The organism is Gilliamella sp. Pas-s27, from assembly GCF_009795865.1.
Taxonomy (GTDB): domain Bacteria; phylum Pseudomonadota; class Gammaproteobacteria; order Enterobacterales; family Orbaceae; genus Gilliamella.
On sequence record NZ_WTEW01000001.1, the window covers coordinates 138,803 to 158,773 of the forward strand.

Below are 19,971 nucleotides of genomic sequence, written 5' to 3' on the forward strand. Positions count from 1 at the left end.
ATTTGTTTTTTTTTATATCATAATGCAGCAAATTTTATATTTAGATATAATGTAATCAACTATAGTTAGTGCGATTTTGATATGAAAAAATTCAATTGGAATGCAAGAGTTTATTATGAAGATACAGATGCTGGTGGTGTAGTTTATCATGCACGTTATCTTGCTTTTTATGAACGAGCAAGGACAGAAATACTAAGACAGTTTAATATTAACCAGCAAATGTTATTGCTAGAAGGTATTGCTTTTGTGGTAAAAAAGATGGATATTGGTTACCATTTTCCAGCTCGTTTAGATGATATGTTGTCTATTGAGACTTGCATTGGGCAAGTTCGCAAGGCATCTATTGTTTTTAAGCAGACTATTTTTAATCAAAATAACCAAGTTATTAGTACAGCTGATGTCCTTATTGCTTGTGTAAATATTACGAAAATGAAGCCATGTGGGCTTCCTAAGTTACTAGTTTTGGAGTTTATATGAATATTATTGATCTGTTTTTGCAAGCAGGTTTGTTAGTTCAAGCTGTCATGTTGCTGCTGCTTACTTTTTCTATTATGTCATGGGCTATTATATTTCAAAGAACTAAAATTTTAGGTAAAGCTAAAAAACAAATTGAGCAATTTGATAATAATTTTTGGACAGCTGATGATTTAAATGTGTTATTTGATAAAGCAAAATTTCATAAAGAAGAAATTAGTGGTACAGAACATATTTTCTATTCAGGTTTTAAAGAATTTTCAAGACTGTATCAAATTAACCCTAATATGGCTGAGTCAGCTTTAGATGGATCATTGCGTTCTATGCGTTTAGCGATGAATCGTGAGCTTGATAACCTAGAATTACATATTCCTTTTTTGGGCACGGTGGGATCCATTAGTCCATATATTGGTTTGTTTGGGACTGTTTGGGGAATTATGCATGCATTTATTTCTTTGGGTGAAGCTAAACAAGCCACATTAAAATTGGTTGCTCCAGGTATTGCTGAAGCATTGATTGCAACAGCTATTGGTTTATTTGCTGCTATTCCAGCGGTACTTGCTTATAATCGTTTATCATTAAGAGTGAGTCGAATTGAACAAAGCTACCTTAACTTTATTGATGAATTTTCAGCAATTTTACAACGTCAAGCTGTTGCTGTTAGGAAATAATTATGAGCAGACGTTCATCACGTTTTTCAATTAAATCTGAAATCAATATAGTACCTTTACTTGATGTGCTTTTGGTATTAGTGCTTATTTTTATGGCAACAGCTCCAATTATTAGTCAAAGTGTTGAAGTTGATTTGCCTGAAGCATCGGAGTCTAAAACGGTTTCGCCTTCTGAAAATAAACCGATTATTATTGAAGTTTCTGGTGTAGGTATATATACGTTGATTATTGATCAAGATCGTCAAAGTAATTTACCACAAGAACACATTATTGCAGAAGTTAAGCAACAGATGATTCTTAACGAAAAAGCTGTTTTTTTAGTTGGTGGTGCTAAAGATGTTCCATATGAAGAAATTATAAAAGCGTTGAATTTATTACAATCTGCCGGTGTTAAGTCTGTAGGATTAATGACTCAACCAATTTAAATAATATAATATAGCAAGATGTCAGCAATGTCTTATAAACCAAATTCAAAATTAAGTATAGCTATTATAATATCCATTATATTACATGCAATTTTATTGGCTGTTTTGGGTTATAAAGCTATGCATTCTAATGATACTAACTATGGTAACGCTAATGGTAATTCTATAGATGCTATTATGGTTGATTCTTCGGTCATGACCGAACAGTATCAAAGGCAATTAAAAACCCAAATTAGTCAAAAAGAAGCTGAACGAAAAAGACAGCAACAAATAGATAATCAGGCTCGTGAGCTACAAGAGCAACAACTGGCTCAGCAACAACGACTTAAAGAATTAGAAAGAGAGCGCATAAAAGTAGAGGAATTGCAGAGAAAAGAAGCTGAAGCAGCGAAAGCTGCACAGATAGCAAGGCAAAAAGAAGAAGAGGAGCGAAAAGCTAAAGAACAATTAGAATATCAGAAAAGGGAGGCTGAAAAACAGCGCTTAGAACAAGAGCAGGCTGAATTTGTAAAACAGAAAGCTGAACAAGAAGCTAAATTAAAAGCAGAGCGAGAATTATTAGATAAACAGCGTGAAGAAAATCAACGTAAGCAAGAAGAACTAGCAAAACAAAAAGCTGAACAAGAGGCTAAAGCAAGAGCTGAGCGAGAACTTGTTGAAAAACAAAAAATTGAAAATCAGCGTAAACAAGAAGAGCTAATTAAGCAAAAGGAAGATCAAGCAAAAAAGCAAGCCGCTGAAAAAGCTGCTGCAGAAAAGGCTGCGGCGGATAAAGCTGCTGCCGAAAAAGCAAGAAAAGCCGCACAAGCTAAAAAAGATAAAGAACTCGATAACTTGTTAGGTGGGTTGACATCTGGTACTCCTAGTCCGTCTGGTGGATCGGCTAGCCGTAAAGGCGTTTCAGATGGAGAACTTGATAAATATAAGTCTTTGGTTCAAAATGCTATTAGTAATAAATTTATTAATCCCAACAAATTATATAGTGGTCGTAATTGTGTATTAGAAATTCAAATAGCACCTGATGGTTTATTACTCGATGTTACTGCGAAAGGTGGTGATGAAGCATTATGTCGAGAAGCACTTTCTGCTACTAAACAAGCTGTAATTCCAAAACCTACAAGTACATTTTATGATCAAGTAAAAATAATGAAAATTGATTTTCAACCGAAATAATTTTATATGCAGACACGATGTTTCTAAAGTTTCTAATTTTTTGCAATAAATTATCAATATTCTCTAATAAAAATATTGAATTTATATTAATCATCCCAATATATCGTCTATCCATTCTGAATCAAATTATTTAAGTTAAAAAAGGAACAGAACATGACAACAATTGTCAGTGTCCGTCGTAAAGGGCAAGTCGTTATTGGTGGTGATGGTCAAGTCACGTTGGGCGAACGTATTATTATGAAAGGTAATGCCCGTAAAGTTCGTCGTTTATATAATAACAAAGTGATTGCAGGATTTGCTGGTGGTACTGCCGATGCTTTCACTCTATTTGAGCTATTTGAGCGAAAATTAGAAATGCACCAAGGGCATTTAACTAAAGCTGCCGTTGAATTAGCTAAAGATTGGCGAACAGATAGAATGTTACGTAAACTAGAAGCTTTATTGGCTGTTGCTGACGAAAGTGCATCACTTATTATTACAGGTACTGGTGACGTTATACAACCAGAAGATGATTTAATTGCTATTGGTTCTGGCGGTCCTTATGCTCAAGCGGCGGCTCGTGCTCTGCTAGATAATACCTCACTTTCTGCTCACGATATTGTACAAAAATCGTTGTCAATTGCTGGTGATATTTGTGTATATACCAACAACTTTCAAACTATTGAAGAACTCAACTATTAATTGAACAAAGAGAATATTATTATGTCTGAAATGACTCCTCGCGAAATTGTAAGCGAATTAAACCAACATATCATAGGGCAAGATAAAGCAAAACGTTCTGTGGCCATTGCATTACGTAATCGCTGGCGTCGTATGCAACTTGATGAAACATTACGCCATGAAGTTACACCTAAAAATATACTTATGATTGGACCAACGGGGGTTGGTAAAACTGAAATTGCAAGACGTTTAGCAAAATTAGCTCATGCACCATTTATTAAAGTTGAAGCGACTAAATTCACTGAAGTTGGTTATGTAGGAAAAGAAGTCGATTCAATTATTCGTGATTTAACTGATTCTGCGGTAAAAATGATTCGCCAAGAAGCTATTGAACGCAATCGTAATCGAGCAGAAGAATTAGCTGAAGATCGTATTTTGGATGTGCTTGTAGCACCGGCTAAGGATGGTTGGGGACAAATTGAAAATAATAATGATTCAACAGCAAGACAAGCTTTTCGTAAAAAACTACGTGAAGGTTCTCTTGATGATAAAGAGATAGAAATTGAGATAGCTGGTGTTAATATCGGTGTTGAAATTATGGCTCCTCCAGGTATGGAAGAGATGACAAATCAATTACAGTCAATGTTTCAGAATTTAGGTGGGCAAAAAACCAAATCACGTAAAATGAAGATTAAAGATGCGTTTAAACAACTCATTGAAGAAGAAGCAGCTAAATTAGTTAATCCTGATGATCTCAAACATGCAGCTATTGAAGCAGTTGAGCAAAATGGCATAGTTTTCATTGATGAGATAGATAAAGTTTGCAAGCGCGGTAATTCATCGGGTCCTGATGTTTCACGTGAAGGAGTACAAAGAGATCTTTTACCATTAGTTGAAGGGTGTACTGTATCGACTAAACATGGATCGGTTAAAACAGATCATATCTTGTTTATTGCATCAGGTGCTTTCCAAACAGCAAATCCATCAGATTTGATTCCTGAATTACAAGGTAGATTGCCAATTAGGGTTGAATTACAAGCTCTAACAAGTGAAGATTTTGAACGTATTTTAACTGAGCCAAATGCTTCTCTTACTGTTCAATATAAAGCATTAATGGCAACAGAAGGTGTAAATATTGATTTTACTCCTGATGGTATTCGAAAAATAGCGGAATCAGCATGGCAAGTAAATGAACAAAATGAAAATATTGGTGCTCGTAGGCTGCATACTGTATTGGAACGTTTGATGGAAGAAATTTCATTTGAAGCTAGTGAACTTGATGGAAATACTATCACTATTGATGCTAAATATGTAAGTGATCATCTAGACAAACTTGTAGCAGATGAAGATTTAAGCAAGTTCATTTTATAAGGTAGTTTTAATTTTGATATAAAAAAGGTGAGTTTAATTCACCTTTTTTATTGCTATTTTCTTAGTAATTCTCCCAAGATATCGGTTGCTTTTGTTTTTGATTTTGAATTATTTCTGGAGTCATGATTTTCTAATTTGTCACGGAGTTTATTTAAATGTTCTTGCAATTTATCACTAAGTACATCGGAAACTAATTTACCAATATTGATTTGATAATGAAGATTAGCAAATTGACCATAAATACGTAGAGGTATTGTTAATTTTTGTAACTTTCCAATTGTTTTACTTTTACCATTCCAGCCTCCAAGCATTTTTAAGTTTAAATTAATATCTAAGTCTTGTTTTAATATTCCAACTCTTCCTGAACCATCAATGACATCAAGTGTTTCTGAATTAGCATTTAATGTAGTAAATTCTAAATTACCTTGTTTTAAGTTGGCATTTGCTAAAATTTTATGAAATTTGGTGTATTTCTCTTGGTTTTCAGGTGTCATAATATCTTTTGAATATTGAGCTACTGCATTTTGTATAATGCTTTGAATATTAATGTTTTTAAGTCTAGCATCTGTGACAGCAATCTCTAGATTTCCGCGTAAGTTAGTTAATAATTTGGAGCTTGATAAACTATTACTTTCTATATTCCCCGTAGCATTAAATAAGCCTTCTAAATCATTTGTGATATTTATTTGGCTAAAAAATGTGGTTAAATCAATATTTGTTATTTTGGTATTAAGCTTTATTAGCGTACTTTTTTGTTTGCCATTCGCAATACCTGTTACTGCTACATGTCCTTTAGCAAAATCAAAATTAACATTTTTAATTGTTGCAATACCATCATTATTTGTTAGAGCAATATCAACATTGTTTAATATTATTTTGTTGGCATTCAATTGTTTAATACTTAATCTAGCTTTGGCGTTAAAAGTATTTAGAAAGCTTAATTCATTATCATTTTTTTTGATATTTGATACTACAGGTGAAGTTTGTTGGGTCGTTGCTTTTTTATCGGATTTCTCATTTATCTCTAAAAAGGAAGTCAGATCTATTTTATTTGAATTTAATTGTAAATCTATATATGGTTTATTTGTTAAATCCGCACTTATATCTCCAGTAAAATCATTTTCATTAATTGAAAATGATAAATTTTGGCTTTTTAGCAACATTGGGAGTTGTTGGTAGTTGAATATACCAGTAATATTACCTTTTAATTCTTTTTCCGAATTACTGATGCCCTTATAAGTAAAATCTAATTTTTTTAAATCGATTATTGTTTGCTTTGGAAATTGATTCAAATCGACAGAGGCGTGTGCTAGATAAGATATATTTTGTTGGTTTTTATCTATATTACCTTTTAAATCAATGAAAATATTTTTATCTTTATTTTGTTCTAGTGATAGGTTAATTTTTCTAAAATTAATAAGCTCATCATTATGTTGTAACATTACTGTGCTATCGGCAACTTCAAATTTATTTAGGTTAAATTCCCAATTGGATGTTTTTTTTTGATTTTTTGAATTAGTTGTTTCATTAGTGGCAGTATTGGATGGTGTCTTTATTTTATTTTTTGTAATAGTTCCTATACTTTCATCGGTAATGTTAATAACCGCTGATTTTATAAATATGTTTTTAACTGATAGCTTTTTTGAGAAAAGTGGTAATAATTCAACATCTAGCCTCATATTATCTGCTATTAAAATGGGTTTTTCAGTACCATCGTCAGATAGTTTTATTGAGTCGGTTAAAATGCTTACTTGTGGCCATATATGCCAGCGTAAATCTCCATTAATAGATAATTCATAACCTGTTTTATCTTTTACCGTATTAGAAATAAATCCACGAAAATTGTTAGGATCTACAAAGACAATAAGCGAAATAATACTTATTGAGATAATTAAGATTAAGGCAAATAGAGCAATCAAAAATTTTTTGATCATATTAATATTCCTTTTTTAAGGTTATAAACTGTTTAGTCTTTATCAATACGACTGGCGACTGCTCCATGTTGGTCTTTATATTTTGCATCCTGTCTTCTGTTATATGGTCTTGCAGAAGGTCCTGTTAATGTTTCAAAACTAAGTGCTCCGATTGTCATACCTGGTCTAAGTGCTAGTGGGATCTTTCCTGAATTGTAAAATTCTAATACGATTTGTCCTTGCCAACCAGGATCGATACGATGAGCCGTAACGTGGACCATTAGTCCAAGTCTGGCAAGTGACGAACGACCATCCAACCATCCGACCAAATCGTCAGGAATAGAAACTGATTCTAATGTTACTGCCAATGCTAATTCACCCGGATGAAGATAAAAGGCATCACCTTCGGGTAATACCATTTCTTCACTCATCACCCGTTCTAGTACTGCAGAGACTTCTTCTTTAGGTCCACTTAAATCTATGTAAGGAGTGGTATGTTCTCGAAAAGTTCTAAATTGGTTACCTAATCTAACATCAACGGTTGCACCATTAATAAAGTTTGTTGCAGGTTGTGGCGTTATTTTTAATTTACCATGTCGTAAATACGCTTCGATATCTCGGTCGCATAATCTCATGAGTTATCCTTAATTGGGCTTATATAACCTTATTTTAGCAGGTTCTTTTGATTGCGTCGATGTTAGTTGTTTAAGGTTTTATCACCCATGCGCGCCCATAATGGTTATAGTATCCTGCTAATTTACCCGGTTTTTCTCCGATGCCGAGGTAAAGGTCAAAATGATGTCCTTTAATTGCACCTCCTACATCAAGTGCTACCATTAAACGGATTTCTCGCTTACCGTGGTATTTTCCATTGTCATCAAGAAGAGGAACATCAACTAATACCACTGAACCAATTGGTATTAATGATTTATCAGAGGCTATAGAAGCATTAGCAACTAAAGGTACTGAAGCAGCGCCTTTTACCTCAGCATTATGTTGTGGTTTGAAAAAAATAAATGAGCGGTTTTGAATTAGTAAAGATTTAAGTTGTTCTTCGTTTTGATTTTTGGCCCAATCCTTGATTGATTGCATAGATATATTTTCTTTTTTTATTTCACCTTGTTCAACTAATAATCTTCCTATACTTGAATAACTATGATTATTTTTACCTCCATAGCAGAAAAAAACTAAAGGTGAACCATCTTCAAAATCAATATAAGCGCTACCTTGTACCTCCATAGTAAAGTTATCCATTAAAGAGTTGCTATAGGCTATTTCAAGTCCTTGACCAGTTAATGAACCATTATAAATTTGTTCACGATCTGGTAATTGTTCTCCATTATCAGTTGGCATTTTGTAAATCGGATATTTAAATTCTTCTGTTGGTTGATGTCTTGCTTTGATTATAGGGGTGTAATAGCCAGTTAAATGCACATTACCGTACCCATCTTGTCCAGCCATTTCATAACTATTAAGTCCAACTTTATAAAATTCATCAGTTTTTAAAGAGCGTTCAATCCACTCATTTATCGCTTTATAAATATGCTCATTTTTACGATATAATGCAGGGGATGATAATTTAATTTTTTCAATTTGGATAATGTAGTCTGATATATTGACAGGGATATTTAATTGAGGATGATTTCTGTTAAGTGGTAAAGATAGTTCTCCATCTTTATATTGTTGGCCTTGATTAGTTGGTTTATTTGAATTTTTTAGTATAAAAAATAGAACAAATAAAATAAATAAAATGCATAAAAAATAAAAACGATAATAACGAATGTTTTCTTTCATTTGAGTAAATAGTCATAATAAATTAAGGAATATAGTTATTTATGCTACACAATTCTATTATAAGAAACTAGCAATAAATATAATGTAATTATAAAAATTTTTCATAACGATTCAGCTTGCGATTTTATTCTATAGACTTTATAGTCCTATATTCCTAGAAAACCTAAAAATTGTGAAAATAAAAGGAAATAATAGCGATGAGCATTACATCCTCAAAGCATGATCTAAAGAGAAACCTTTCCAACCGTCATATTCAATTAATCGCAATTAGTGGAGCTATAGGGACCGGCTTGTTTATGGGCTCAGGAAAGACCATCAGTCTTGCTGGGCCTTCTATTATTTTTGTGTATATGATTATTGGTTTCATTTTATTTTTTGTTATGCGTGCGATGGGGGAAATTCTTCTTTCTAATTTGAATTATAAATCATTTAGTGATTTTTCTAATGATCTTTTAGGTTCTTGGGCTGGTTTTTTTACTGGTTGGACATATTGGTTTTGTTGGGTTGTTACAGGGATTGCAGACGTTGTTGCAATTGCTGGATATACTCAACATTGGTTTCCTGAATTACAGTCATGGATACCAATGTTGTTAACTATTGTGTTGCTATTAACTCTAAACTTATTAACAGTAAAAATGTTTGGTGAGACAGAGTTTTGGTTTTCAATGATTAAAATTATTGCAATTTTAGCCTTGATTGGCATTGGTTTGGTAATGATTTTAACTACTTTTTATTCAGAACAAACTAATACATCAGCTACATTTTCGAATCTATGGGAATATGGTGGATTTTTTCCTCATGGTTCTATGGGGTTTTTTGCAGGTTTTCAAATTGCTATTTTTGCTTTTGTAGGAATTGAATTAGTTGGTACAACAGCAGCTGAAACAGTTGATCCAAATAAAAATTTACCACGTGCTATTAATTCAGTGCCTGTGCGTATTATCTTTTTTTATGTTTTTGCTTTGATCATTATTATGAGTGTAACACCATGGACATTTATTTCTCCGAATAAAAGCCCTTTTGTTGAATTATTTACCTTAATTGGCCTACCTGCAGCTGCAAGTATCATTAATTTTGTAGTATTAACATCTGCTGCATCTTCAGCTAATAGTGGTATTTACTCAACAAGCAGAATGTTATTTGGGCTGGCTAAAAAACAGGATGCTCCAGAGCCTTTTGGTAAGTTGTCAAGTCGTTCAGTTCCTGCAAATGGTTTATTATTTTCGTGTATTTGTTTATTTGGTGGAGTTGTGTTGATTTATCTAGTACCTAATGTAATGGAGGCTTTTACCATAGTAACTACAATTTCGGCTATTTTATTTATGTTTATTTGGTCGATGATTCTTATTTCTTATATTGCTTATCGTCGTAAAAAAGAAAACTTGCATAAACAATCCCAATTTAAAATGCCGGGTGGAATTTTGATGAGTTATGTTTGTTTGGTTTTTTTTGCTTTAATGGTTTTGTTACTTAGTTTAGAAGCTGATACTCGTCAAGCATTAGTTGCAACGCCTATTTGGTTTATTATTTTAGGCGTGAGTTACTATATTCGATCTTTAAAACGTTCCTAATTAAGGCAGGAAAACCTGCCTATGATTTGTAACATTAATTTTTATTTCTTTCTGGCCAAATAATACTGGCAATAATACCTAAGGTTAGTATACCTAGAACGATATAAAGACTTGTGGTTGCATCTATATCGATACCATATCCAAATAGATGATTACTTGCATTTAAAGCTAATTTTCCTGCAATAAAAAAAAGTAAGCAAGTAACCGCTTTACCGATGTGAACTAAATACTGCTTCATTGCTTGTAAAATAAAATACATTGTTCTAAGGCCCAAAATAGCAAAAATCATGGCACTATAAACAATTAATGGTTCTTGACTAACAGCGATTACAGCAGGAACTGAATCAAATGCAAACATAACGTCACTAAGTTCAATTACAACAATACATAAAAATAGCGGTGTAGCATAAAAAAAACTTTTAGGTATTTTACCAACTAAATTATTATTCTCAGGTTTTATAAGTTCAGCATCAAGTTGTTTTTGTGATAATAAAAAGTGATGACCAACAATTTTGGGATAAGATGGAAAAATACCTTTAGCAATGCGAAATGCAAAGTGATTTGAATAATCTTTTATATCTTGCTCATTATCTTGCCCCCTCAACATCATTATTCCTGTGCAAGCAACCAATATTGAAAACATAAACTCCATCCAAGGACCTAAATATAGTAACCCTGTACCAAGAATAACAAATATGGCACGAAATATAATAGCACCAATAATCCCCCAATAAAGTAAGCGATGACGATAATTATTTGGTACAGAAAACCATGAAAAAATAGCCATAATTACAAACAAATTATCGACTGATAAAGTTTTTTCAAGAACGTAGCCTGTAATAAATAAACTAGCTATTTCACTTCCGTGATGAATGTATAAAAATAGAGCGAATGCAAATGAGACTATTATCCAAAATAATGACCAGATAATGGCATTTTTCAAATTGATAGGTTTATCGCTATGATGCGCGTATAAATCAATAATAATTGCAGCCAGGGCTAACCCAATAAATACTAGCATCGTTTCTATTGGAAAACCTAATGAATGTTGAGTCATAATTATATTACCTAGTTTTAAAAGTTATATGGAGTTAATTTTTCTTATTATTATGTTGAATTATTCAATAGTACATAATTATAAAAGTGCTTGAGTATATATTGCTAGCTATATCAAAAAAAGTTATATTTGCAATTCACATTTAACTGTTTTTATTTAATAACATTTTGAGCCAACATTCATGATAAAATTCAGGGTAATTATTTTTTTCATCCTTCCTTTTTTTTCAGGATTATTACATGCACAACCAGTAGAACCTTATCTATCTTCTTTACCTAAAGGAAGTGATTTATCCATTTTGGTTCAATCGGTTGGAACTAAACCTAAGACAATAGCAAAATATAAAAGTGATCAATTCAAACAACCAGCAAGCACTCAAAAGGTAATAACAGCTTTAGCCGCTCAACTTGAATTAGGTAGTGATTTTCGATTTATAACGCGTATACAAACCAATGGGGCAATAACTCAAAAGCAGTTAAATGGTGATTTAATTATTCAATTAAGTGGTGATCCAACGTTTACTCGATCTCAATTAAAAAATATGATTACTACTTTACGCCAAAAAGGTATTGAAAAAATTGTAGGAAATGTGATTTTAGATACTTCAATTTTTACTAGTCATGACAAAGCTCAAGGGTGGTCATGGAATAATTTAACAGCTTGTTATAATACCTCCCCGTCAGCAGCAATTATTGATGATAATTGTTTTTATGCAACAGTGACACCAGGGAAAGTAGGTGAAAAAGCCTCTATCTCCGGCCCATCTAATATTCCTGTTGTGGTGATCGGGAGTGTAAAAACTATAGCAAAAAATAGTAAAGACATTAATGATAGGTATTGTGAATTAGATGTTAATTATTCATATAAAAATCGATATTATCTATCAGGCTGTATTTCCGCAAGTTCAGATAAAATACCATTAAAATTTGCGGTGATTGATGGTGTTGAATATTTTTCTACTATTTTAAAAAATGAACTTAAATTACAAAAGATAACTTATACAGGATCGCTATTTGAAGTTAATCAAAGGAGTAGCTCAAAGTTAAATTTATTAGCATCTAACCAATCAGCGCCACTTTCTGATTTATTAACGGTGATGCTCAAAAAATCAAATAATTTGTATGCGGATGTTATTTTTAGAACTTTAGGTGCGCATTATTATAATGTTCAAGGAACATGGCGTAATGGGGGGGATGCCGTTAAGCAAATTTTACGCAAAAAAGCGGGTATTGATCTTGAAAACTTAGTTATTGCTGATGGTTCTGGTTTATCTCGATTAAACTTGGTGAGCGCCGACAAATTAATGGAAGTTTTACAATATATTGCAGCCCATAACGAACAATTAAAAATTATTGAAAAGCTACCAATTGCGGGTGTTGATGGAACCTTACAAAATCGCAAGAGCTTTAACCAAGCACCATTTAAGGACTTGATACGTGCTAAAACAGGTTATATTCAAGGATGCTATAATTTAGCTGGATTTATACAAAAGTCCGATGGTAGATATATGGCTTTTGTACAGTTATTATCGGGTTACCATGCAGATAGCCAAAATGGTCCTAAAAATAGTGCAATTATGCGATTTGAATCAGAATTTTATAAAAATTTTATGAACTAATTGCTCAATAAGGACACATAGATTTTATATGAGTATGTGTCCTGATTTATTTATTAGTAAAGTATTAAATTAAATATTTTCCCCTAAAAATCCACCACTTTGATGTTTCCAAAGTTGTGCATATAACCCATTTTTTTTAAGTAATTCTTGGTGGGTTCCTTGTTCAATAACTTTACCTTGATCGAGTACGATTAATTTATCCATTGCGGCAATAGTTGACAAACGATGAGCAATGGCAATAACTGTTTTTCCTTCCATCAACGTGTATAAGCTTTCTTGAATTGCTTGTTCGATTTCAGAGTCCAGGGCACTTGTTGCTTCATCTAATAATAAAATAGGAGCATTTTTAAGAATGACGCGTGCAATAGCTATTCGTTGTCTTTGCCCCCCCGATAATTTTATACCTCGTTCACCAACAAATGCGTCATAGCCTTTTCTACCACTTGCATCAACTAATGTTTGAATAAAATCATCAGCATGTGCTTTTTGGGCTGCGGTAATCATTTGTTCTTCAGTAGCTTGATTGTTACCATAGAGCAAGTTTTCTCGAACTGTTCGATGCAGTAAAGAAGTATCTTGTGTCACCATACCAATTTGAGCTCGTAGGCTTTCTTGGGTAACAGACGTAATATCTTGCCCATCAATTATAATTTTGCCACTTTGTAAATCATAGAAACGGAGTAACAAATTGATCAGCGATGATTTTCCAGCTCCTGAACGACCGACTAAACCAATTTTTTCACCTGGTTGTATCGTTAGATCTAAATTTTTAATTATTGAAATTTGTTTTTTTTCATCATAGCTGAAATTAATATGTTTAAACTCGATTTTTCCTTGAGTTATATTAAGCTTAGATGCATTAGGTTGATCGACTATTGTTTTAGTTATAGAAAAAGTATTAATTCCATCTTTCACAACACCAATATTTTCAAATAAGGCGGTCATTTCCCACATGATCCAGTGTGAAAAACCATTTAATCGAAGCGCTACAGCTGTTGTTGTTGCTATTGCACCAATACCAATTAATTGATTTGTCCACAACCATAGGGCAACGCCTGTTGTACTTAGTATTAACGAAACTGATAATAAATGATTAACAATTTCAAAAGTACTGACTAAACGCATTTGTTTATTAACAGTAACTAAAAATTCATCCATTGATTCTTGTGCATATTTTGCCTCATTACCCGAGTGAGAAAATAGTTTGACTGTCATAATATTGGTATAGGCGTCCGTTACTCGCCCTGTCATTGTAGAACGGGCATCAGCTTGCATGCTAGCAACCTTACTTAAACGGGGAATGAAATAATACATGGCAATACCATAAATTAGACACCAAATTACAAATGGAATTAATAACCAAATATTTAATTGCCCGATGATGGTTGCCATGGTAATAAAAGAAATCAAGACATAGATAAAAATATCTGATACTAAAAAACAAGTATCTCGAATCGCAAGTGCTGTTTGCATGACTTTTGCTGATATTCTTCCTGCAAACTCATTTTGAAAAAAATGCATACTTTGATTTAGTACTAATCGGTGTAGATTCCAACGCATTCTCATCGGAAAATTCCCAGCTAGGCACTGATGCTTAATAATAGTTTGTAGTCCAATAATAAAGGTACTTGCTAAAATGATTAAGGCTAATAGTACTAATGTTGTTTTCTCTTGTTGCCAAAATTTGTTAGGTTCAACAGAGGCAATCCAGTCAATAATTCTACCTAAAATAGCGTATAAAAAAGCTTCAAAAGCACCACCTAAGGCACTAAAAATAATTAGTAACAGTAAAAGTAATCGAGTCCCTTTGGTTGATTGCCATATGAAACTAAAAAAATTTTTAGACATGGATTGAGGTTCATCTTTTGGGTAAGATGACACCAATTTTTCAAAAAATTGATACATATTAGACCTAATTAATAATAAAAATTTTCACCGTTGATGTTGTCAATAATATAGAAAAATGAAAGGAGTGCAAATAAATACAAATGTTTTTTTCACTAAGACTAAGGTTGTATTTAATATGTTAAACAAAGAATGCTTAATTATATGCTTGCAGTTTTTGATGATAAAAATATTAAATAAACCTATGAGGAAATACACGTTAAATATTTCCTCAATTTTAGATTATGTATTGGAAGTTGATATAATTATTAAAAACATTAAAAAATGTCTTTAATAATTAGTACAACACGTCCAACAATATGATATTTATGGAAGTCATTCTTGGGTACTTCGATGGTAGGATGTTGGCTATTATTACAAATCAATAACCATCCATTGAGTGTTAAGCGTACCTTTCTTAGAAAGGTTATATCTTCATATTCAATTAAATAAATTGCTCCATCAACAATATCACTTATTTCAGTATTAAGAATTAGACCGTTATTATTTTCTATTTCAGGTGACATTAAATCACCTTTGGCCCAATATATGATTAATCTTTTTGCATCTAAGCCTCGATGTTTTACCCAACCCTCAATAATAGGGTAGTTCATAACCGGAGGTGTTTCTCTAACAAAACGTTCTTTTTGTGCTTCTTCTTTAGTTGGTAATTGTTTTTTGTAGACAGGAATTCGATAAATATTTTCATTGTAGACATCTTCTTCATTTTTCGAGTCCACAAATTCTTGCCTATGACCAGTGGCAAGCCAATTGAAAGATACATTACATTTTTCAGCAATTACTTCTAGACGAGTAAGTGAAGGGTAGGTTTTCCCGGATAAATAATCTCTAATTACTGTTTCAGACATATCGCATTTTTTAGCGAAAGCGGAAACAGATAACCCCTGCATTGAACTGTGTAATCTATCTTTAAATGTTTTGACATTATTATTTTTAGTTGCTTTCATCGTTGCTCCATTATTTTTCTTGTGTAATTTTATTAATTATAAAGTATTTTTTTTGATTTTAAATAGTAAATACATTGAAAATACAATAAAAAATTTTTTATTTATTAATTTGCGTGATTTTTTTGTTTTATGCTTTTATTTTTTATTTTTTTCTGTTTTTAATTTGTTATTCTTATCACTTTTATGAAAGTGGCAATGTGTTTTTTTATTTTGTTTTTCGTGTTTTTATGCTAAAAATATTTATTTAAATGATAAATTTTATTTTTTTAATTGTTTTTGATATTGATCAATATTTTATGGTGGTTTTGTTTTTGTTTATCTATTTGTTTTTTAATTACTTATTTTTTTGCGCAATGTTTAAACAAATAAAAGCAAATAAAAAAACAAATAAAAACGTTGACGTGGGCGAAAAAAAATGGATAATAAGAATGGTAAGGATTTTTCATTGTTTTCTTTCCTTATATTCCTTATATTTCATGTTGGCCTGTATAGTTTTATACAGGCTTTTTTTTTTATTTCTGAACTATTCATGAAATCCTACAATAAAAAGAGTATAATAAATTCGTCATAAAATTTGTTTTGTAACCTATCCTAATGAAGAGCTATATTTATTGAGAGGATTTGATTATGTCTTTTAGCATCCCACATCTTTTAGTGTTTCTTGCTGTGGTCATTTTATTATTTGGCACTAAAAAATTGCGTCATTTAGGTTCTGATCTTGGTTCAGCATTGAAAGGCTTTAAAAAAGCGATGAATGATGATGAGGTTGAACCAAAGAATGATGATAGATTAAGTTAAATAGTTGCATTTATTCAAATGAATATTCAATTTGATGTGATAATTGTCGGCGGTGGGTTAGTTGGTTTAGCTACCGCTTGTGCACTGAGTAAAAATGCTCTAAATATTGCGATTATAGATAATAAAATTCATCAACACGAATTCTTTTCGCATGTAGAAATTGGTATTAGAGCTTCTGCTATTAATGGTTCGAGCCAACAGTATTTTTCGCAAATAGGCATTTGGGATGATTTATGCAATAGCAATCGCGTGCAAGAATTTACTGAGATAGGTGTATGGGAAAAAAATGGTCAAGCACATTTGTCCGCACATGCTAAAAATTATAATTGCCCAAATTTAGGTTATATTATAGAAAATAATGTTATTTCTCATTATCTGTACCAATATGCTTTAAATTGTCCTAACATTAATATGTATAATTGTGAAGCAATTGATTGTGCTTTTAATGACGACTTTGTCTTTCTAACTCTTGCAGATAAAAGTGTTTTACAAGCTAAATTAATGATAGGTGCAGATGGTGCTCATTCTTGGGTGCGTAAATATGAAAATATTTCTACATTTGAACGCAATTATCTTCATAATGCGGTCATTACAACGGTTAAAACAGAATACTCTCATCAATCTTGTGCTAAACAAGTTTTTTATCCAAATGGAATTATTGCTTTTCTTCCACTTTGGCAGGAAAATAAAAGTTGTTTAGTTTGGTCGACTAAACCTGATCATGCTGCGGTTTTAGCATCAATTTCTGAATTTGAATTTTCAAATAAACTATTTGCGTTAACTGGTGATAAAGTGGGTAAATGCCAATTAATTAATTCGCGTATGGTATTTCCTTTAAAAGAACGCTTTGCAAAACAGTTTGTTAAGCATAGATTTGTGTTGATTGGTGATGCAGCACATACTATTCATCCTTTAGCTGGACAAGGTGTAAATCTAGGTTTTCAGGATTCCGCTTTATTAGTTTCTACAATTAAAACATTAGTTAATGAACAAAAAGATATAGGTTTGGCTAGTAATTTAAAATCGTATCAGTTTAATCGCCGTAAAGATACATTAATTATGCTTGCAGCTATGCGAACTATTCAAGATATGTTTAATGGTGATAATTTACTAAAAAAAACGTTAAGAACAATTGGCATGAATACCATAGATCATAGCCCACTATTAAAAAGACAACTGATTAAATATGCTATGAATATTTAGTCATTCTTCGGTTATACTCCAAGTTTTCTCTAGATTGTTAAAAAGATACAATTCTAATACTTCAGTTAAATAAGTGTGGTATTGTTCAATGTAACTGTTTTGATATTGGCTGTAAGCTCAATATAATCAATAGTGATATCATGAAGTTTTACCCAACTGGTGAGCGTATTTCTAGTAAATTTTGGTTCATTATCTACTCGTATTTTTTATGGATAATTATGATAACGCACCAACTTGTTAAGATGGCAGGTATTTTCTAGTAGCCAGAGTAAACTAGCAGTAATTTCAACGCCTAATGCTTATAGGTTAAAGTCTTCAATAATTACTGAATGAATACAAAGTCACTTTCTTGCCATTGGATAATAAATTCACGTGATAAATAGGTGTCTTTTAATTCCAATAGGTAATTAATGTTAATCAAATTTTGACTGAGTGACGATAATTTCATTAAAAATTTTAATAAAATCAATATGTTTTCTGGGAGGTTTTTATGCGTTATTGGTTTTGATATTTTATATCAAAACCAATAATAAACTTTTGTAGCTTATAAAGCCAGACTTACTCCACGGTTACCGATTTTGCTAAATTTCTTGGCTGATCGACATCGGTGCCTTTGATCAAAGCAACATGATACGCCAGTAACTGGGTTGGTACGGTGTAGTAAATCGGTGCGGTTAGCTCTTCAATATGGGGAAGATTGATAATATGCATGGTATCATCACTAACAAAGCCAGCATCTTCTTGAGCAAAGACATACAGTTGACCACCTCGTGCTCGAACCTCTTCTATATTAGATTTTAATTTTTCTAGCATTTCGTTGGTTGGTGCCATAACAATAACAGGCATATCCGCATCAATTAATGCCAGTGGACCATGTTTGAGTTCACCAGCAGCATAGGCCTCAGCGTGAATATAAGATATTTCTTTGAGTTTTAGCGAAGCTTCCATAGCGATTGGATACTCATCACCTCGACCTAAGAATAACGCATGACGTTTGTCAACAAAATGTCTAGCAAATTTCTTAATTTGAGGTTCTGCCATGAGCACTTGCTCAATGCGGTTTGGTAGAATTTGTAACGCATGCACAATAGCTTGTTCGGTACTTTCTGCCATATTATTTATGCGTCCTAGTTTAGCAACTAGTAGCAATAAAACCGTTAATTGTGTGGTAAAGGCCTTAGTTGATGCAACGCCAATTTCAACCCCAGCTTTGGTTAATAGCACTAAATCAGCTTCACGCACGAGTGTTGAGGCTGCTACATTACAGATCGCAAGGGTATTTAGGTAATTATTTTCTTTCGCTAATCGTAATGCCGCGAGTGTGTCTGCCGTTTCGCCCGACTGTGAAAGTGTGATAAATAAGCTATTTTTGCGGCGAGCCGGGTTACGGTAACGAAATTCTGACGCAATTTCGACATCACAAGGAATTCCAGCTAAAGCTTCAAACCAATAACGTGCAACCATACCAGCATTATAAGCAGTACCACAGGCAACAATTTGAACATGCTCAACCTGTTTAAGAATGGCTTCCGCTTGCTCGCCTAACTCTGATAAATCGACCTTGCCATGCACCATGCGGCCTTCAAGCGTATTTTTAATCGCATTAGGTTGTTCGTAGATCTCTTTTTGCATGTAATGACTATAGCCTGCTTTGCTGCCCGCATCATATTGTGCATCAGATTCTATACATGGTCTTGTTACTTCTTGGTGATTTTTATCCAATATGGTCACTGTTCGCTGAGTGATATGTGCGATATCGCCTTCTTCTAAATAAATAAATCGGCGGGTAACTGGCAATAGTGCTAATTGATCAGATGCGATAAAGTGCTCGCCTATGCCGCAACCGATAACTAAAGGACTACCTGAGCGTGCCGCAATAAGGATATCAGGATTGCGGGTGTCCATAATTACGGTACCATAAGCGCCACGCAATTGTGGGATAGCTTTTTGTACAGCGTCAAATAAGGAACAATCTTCGGTTGTTATAATGTTATGAATTAAGTGGGCAATTACTTCGGTATCGGTTTCTGAACGGAATTGATAACCTTTAGAGATCAATTTCTCACGTAGTGGTTCAAAATTTTCAATAATGCCATTGTGTACAACAGCAATAAAACTAGATACATGAGGATGGGCATTATGTTCAACTGGTTCACCGTGGGTTGCCCATCGGGTATGAGCAATTCCTGTAGTTCCTTTTATTGGATGTTGCTCAACTGCGTCTTTTAGTGCTTGTACTTTACCAACACGGCGAATACGCTGTAATTCACCTTGTGGTGAAATAATTGCAATTCCAGCGGAGTCATAACCACGATATTCTAATCGTTTTAAACCTTCTAATAATATTTCAGCAACATCACGTTTGGCGATAGCACCCACAATACCACACAT

General features: G+C 32.8%; 17 protein-coding genes. 10 read left to right on the top strand and 7 right to left on the bottom strand.

All coding sequences use genetic code 11. The annotated features are described in order from the left end of the window. Positions 1-81: 81 nt before the first annotated feature. From ybgC to hslU, 6 genes are all read left to right on the top strand, one after another. Positions 82-477 carry a tol-pal system-associated acyl-CoA thioesterase gene (gene ybgC, locus GQ589_RS00640; RefSeq protein WP_160423915.1) on the top strand — a complete coding sequence of 132 codons (396 nt, stop codon included), beginning with the start codon at positions 82-84 and terminating at the stop codon, positions 475-477. After that, entirely contained in the window at positions 474-1,145 is a 672-nt protein-coding gene (gene tolQ, locus GQ589_RS00645) for a protein TolQ (RefSeq protein ID WP_160400344.1), read from the top strand. Before ybgC ends, tolQ begins: the two co-directional genes overlap by 4 nt. Continuing rightward, entirely contained in the window at positions 1,142-1,570 is a 429-nt protein-coding gene (gene tolR / locus GQ589_RS00650; RefSeq protein WP_370519401.1) for a colicin uptake protein TolR, read from the top strand. Before tolQ ends, tolR begins: the two co-directional genes overlap by 4 nt. Positions 1,571-1,597: 27 nt before the next feature. Then, the gene (tolA, locus tag GQ589_RS00655) at positions 1,598-2,743 is read left to right on the top strand and encodes a cell envelope integrity protein TolA (RefSeq protein WP_160423920.1); all 1,146 of its coding nucleotides are present in this window, start codon (positions 1,598-1,600) and stop codon (positions 2,741-2,743) included. Between the two features lie 153 nt (positions 2,744-2,896). Continuing rightward, positions 2,897-3,424, top strand: a complete 528-nt coding sequence (hslV, locus tag GQ589_RS00660) for an ATP-dependent protease subunit HslV (protein ID WP_160400347.1) — start codon at positions 2,897-2,899, stop codon at positions 3,422-3,424. Between the two features lie 21 nt (positions 3,425-3,445). Continuing rightward, positions 3,446-4,774 carry an HslU--HslV peptidase ATPase subunit gene (hslU, locus tag GQ589_RS00665; RefSeq protein WP_160400348.1) on the top strand — a complete coding sequence of 443 codons (1,329 nt, stop codon included), beginning with the start codon at positions 3,446-3,448 and terminating at the stop codon, positions 4,772-4,774. Positions 4,775-4,827: 53 nt separating this feature from the next. Here hslU and asmA read toward each other — a convergent pair whose 3' ends face one another. The 3 genes from asmA to mltA form a co-directional block, all read right to left on the bottom strand. Next, positions 4,828-6,708, bottom strand: a complete 1,881-nt coding sequence (gene asmA / locus GQ589_RS00670; protein ID WP_160423922.1) for an outer membrane assembly protein AsmA — start codon at positions 6,706-6,708, stop codon at positions 4,828-4,830. A gap of 32 nt (positions 6,709-6,740) precedes the next feature. Continuing rightward, a complete protein-coding gene (dcd, locus tag GQ589_RS00675; protein ID WP_160411149.1) occupies positions 6,741-7,322 on the bottom strand; it encodes a dCTP deaminase in 582 nt (193 codons plus the stop codon). Positions 7,323-7,392: 70 nt separating this feature from the next. After that, entirely contained in the window at positions 7,393-8,481 is a 1,089-nt protein-coding gene (mltA, locus tag GQ589_RS00680) for a murein transglycosylase A (RefSeq protein ID WP_160411150.1), read from the bottom strand. Positions 8,482-8,678: 197 nt separating this feature from the next. On the opposite strand from mltA, the gene cycA reads away from it, so the two are divergent. Continuing rightward, the gene (cycA, locus tag GQ589_RS00685) at positions 8,679-10,052 is read left to right on the top strand and encodes a D-serine/D-alanine/glycine transporter (RefSeq protein ID WP_160411151.1); all 1,374 of its coding nucleotides are present in this window, start codon (positions 8,679-8,681) and stop codon (positions 10,050-10,052) included. A gap of 34 nt (positions 10,053-10,086) precedes the next feature. On the opposite strand, the gene GQ589_RS00690 is transcribed toward cycA, so the two are convergent. Beyond that, positions 10,087-11,109 carry a TerC/Alx family metal homeostasis membrane protein gene (locus GQ589_RS00690; protein ID WP_160423925.1) on the bottom strand — a complete coding sequence of 341 codons (1,023 nt, stop codon included), beginning with the start codon at positions 11,107-11,109 and terminating at the stop codon, positions 10,087-10,089. A gap of 181 nt (positions 11,110-11,290) precedes the next feature. Here GQ589_RS00690 and dacB point away from each other — a divergent pair, with 181 nt between their 5' ends. Further along, positions 11,291-12,727, top strand: a complete 1,437-nt coding sequence (gene dacB / locus GQ589_RS00695) for a serine-type D-Ala-D-Ala carboxypeptidase (RefSeq protein WP_160411153.1) — start codon at positions 11,291-11,293, stop codon at positions 12,725-12,727. A gap of 69 nt (positions 12,728-12,796) precedes the next feature. On the opposite strand, the gene GQ589_RS00700 is transcribed toward dacB, so the two are convergent. Further along, positions 12,797-14,632 (bottom strand): ABC transporter ATP-binding protein, encoded by a 1,836-nt coding sequence (locus GQ589_RS00700; protein WP_160423928.1) that lies wholly within the window; start codon positions 14,630-14,632, stop codon positions 12,797-12,799. Between the two features lie 257 nt (positions 14,633-14,889). Next, positions 14,890-15,579 carry a S24 family peptidase gene (locus GQ589_RS00705; RefSeq protein ID WP_160411155.1) on the bottom strand — a complete coding sequence of 230 codons (690 nt, stop codon included), beginning with the start codon at positions 15,577-15,579 and terminating at the stop codon, positions 14,890-14,892. Between the two features lie 627 nt (positions 15,580-16,206). On the opposite strand from GQ589_RS00705, the gene GQ589_RS00710 reads away from it, so the two are divergent. Together GQ589_RS00710 and GQ589_RS00715 are read left to right on the top strand one after the other, a co-directional pair. Continuing rightward, entirely contained in the window at positions 16,207-16,377 is a 171-nt protein-coding gene (locus GQ589_RS00710; RefSeq protein WP_202112414.1) for a Sec-independent protein translocase subunit TatA, read from the top strand. Between the two features lie 18 nt (positions 16,378-16,395). Then, positions 16,396-17,580: a UbiH/UbiF/VisC/COQ6 family ubiquinone biosynthesis hydroxylase gene (locus GQ589_RS00715; RefSeq protein WP_160423930.1), complete on the top strand. Its 1,185-nt coding sequence runs from the start codon at positions 16,396-16,398 to the stop codon at positions 17,578-17,580. Positions 17,581-18,138: 558 nt separating this feature from the next. Here GQ589_RS00715 and glmS read toward each other — a convergent pair. Continuing rightward, complete coding sequence (gene glmS / locus GQ589_RS00720) at positions 18,139-19,971, bottom strand: glutamine--fructose-6-phosphate transaminase (isomerizing) (protein ID WP_160423934.1); 1,833 nt, start codon at positions 19,969-19,971, stop codon at positions 18,139-18,141.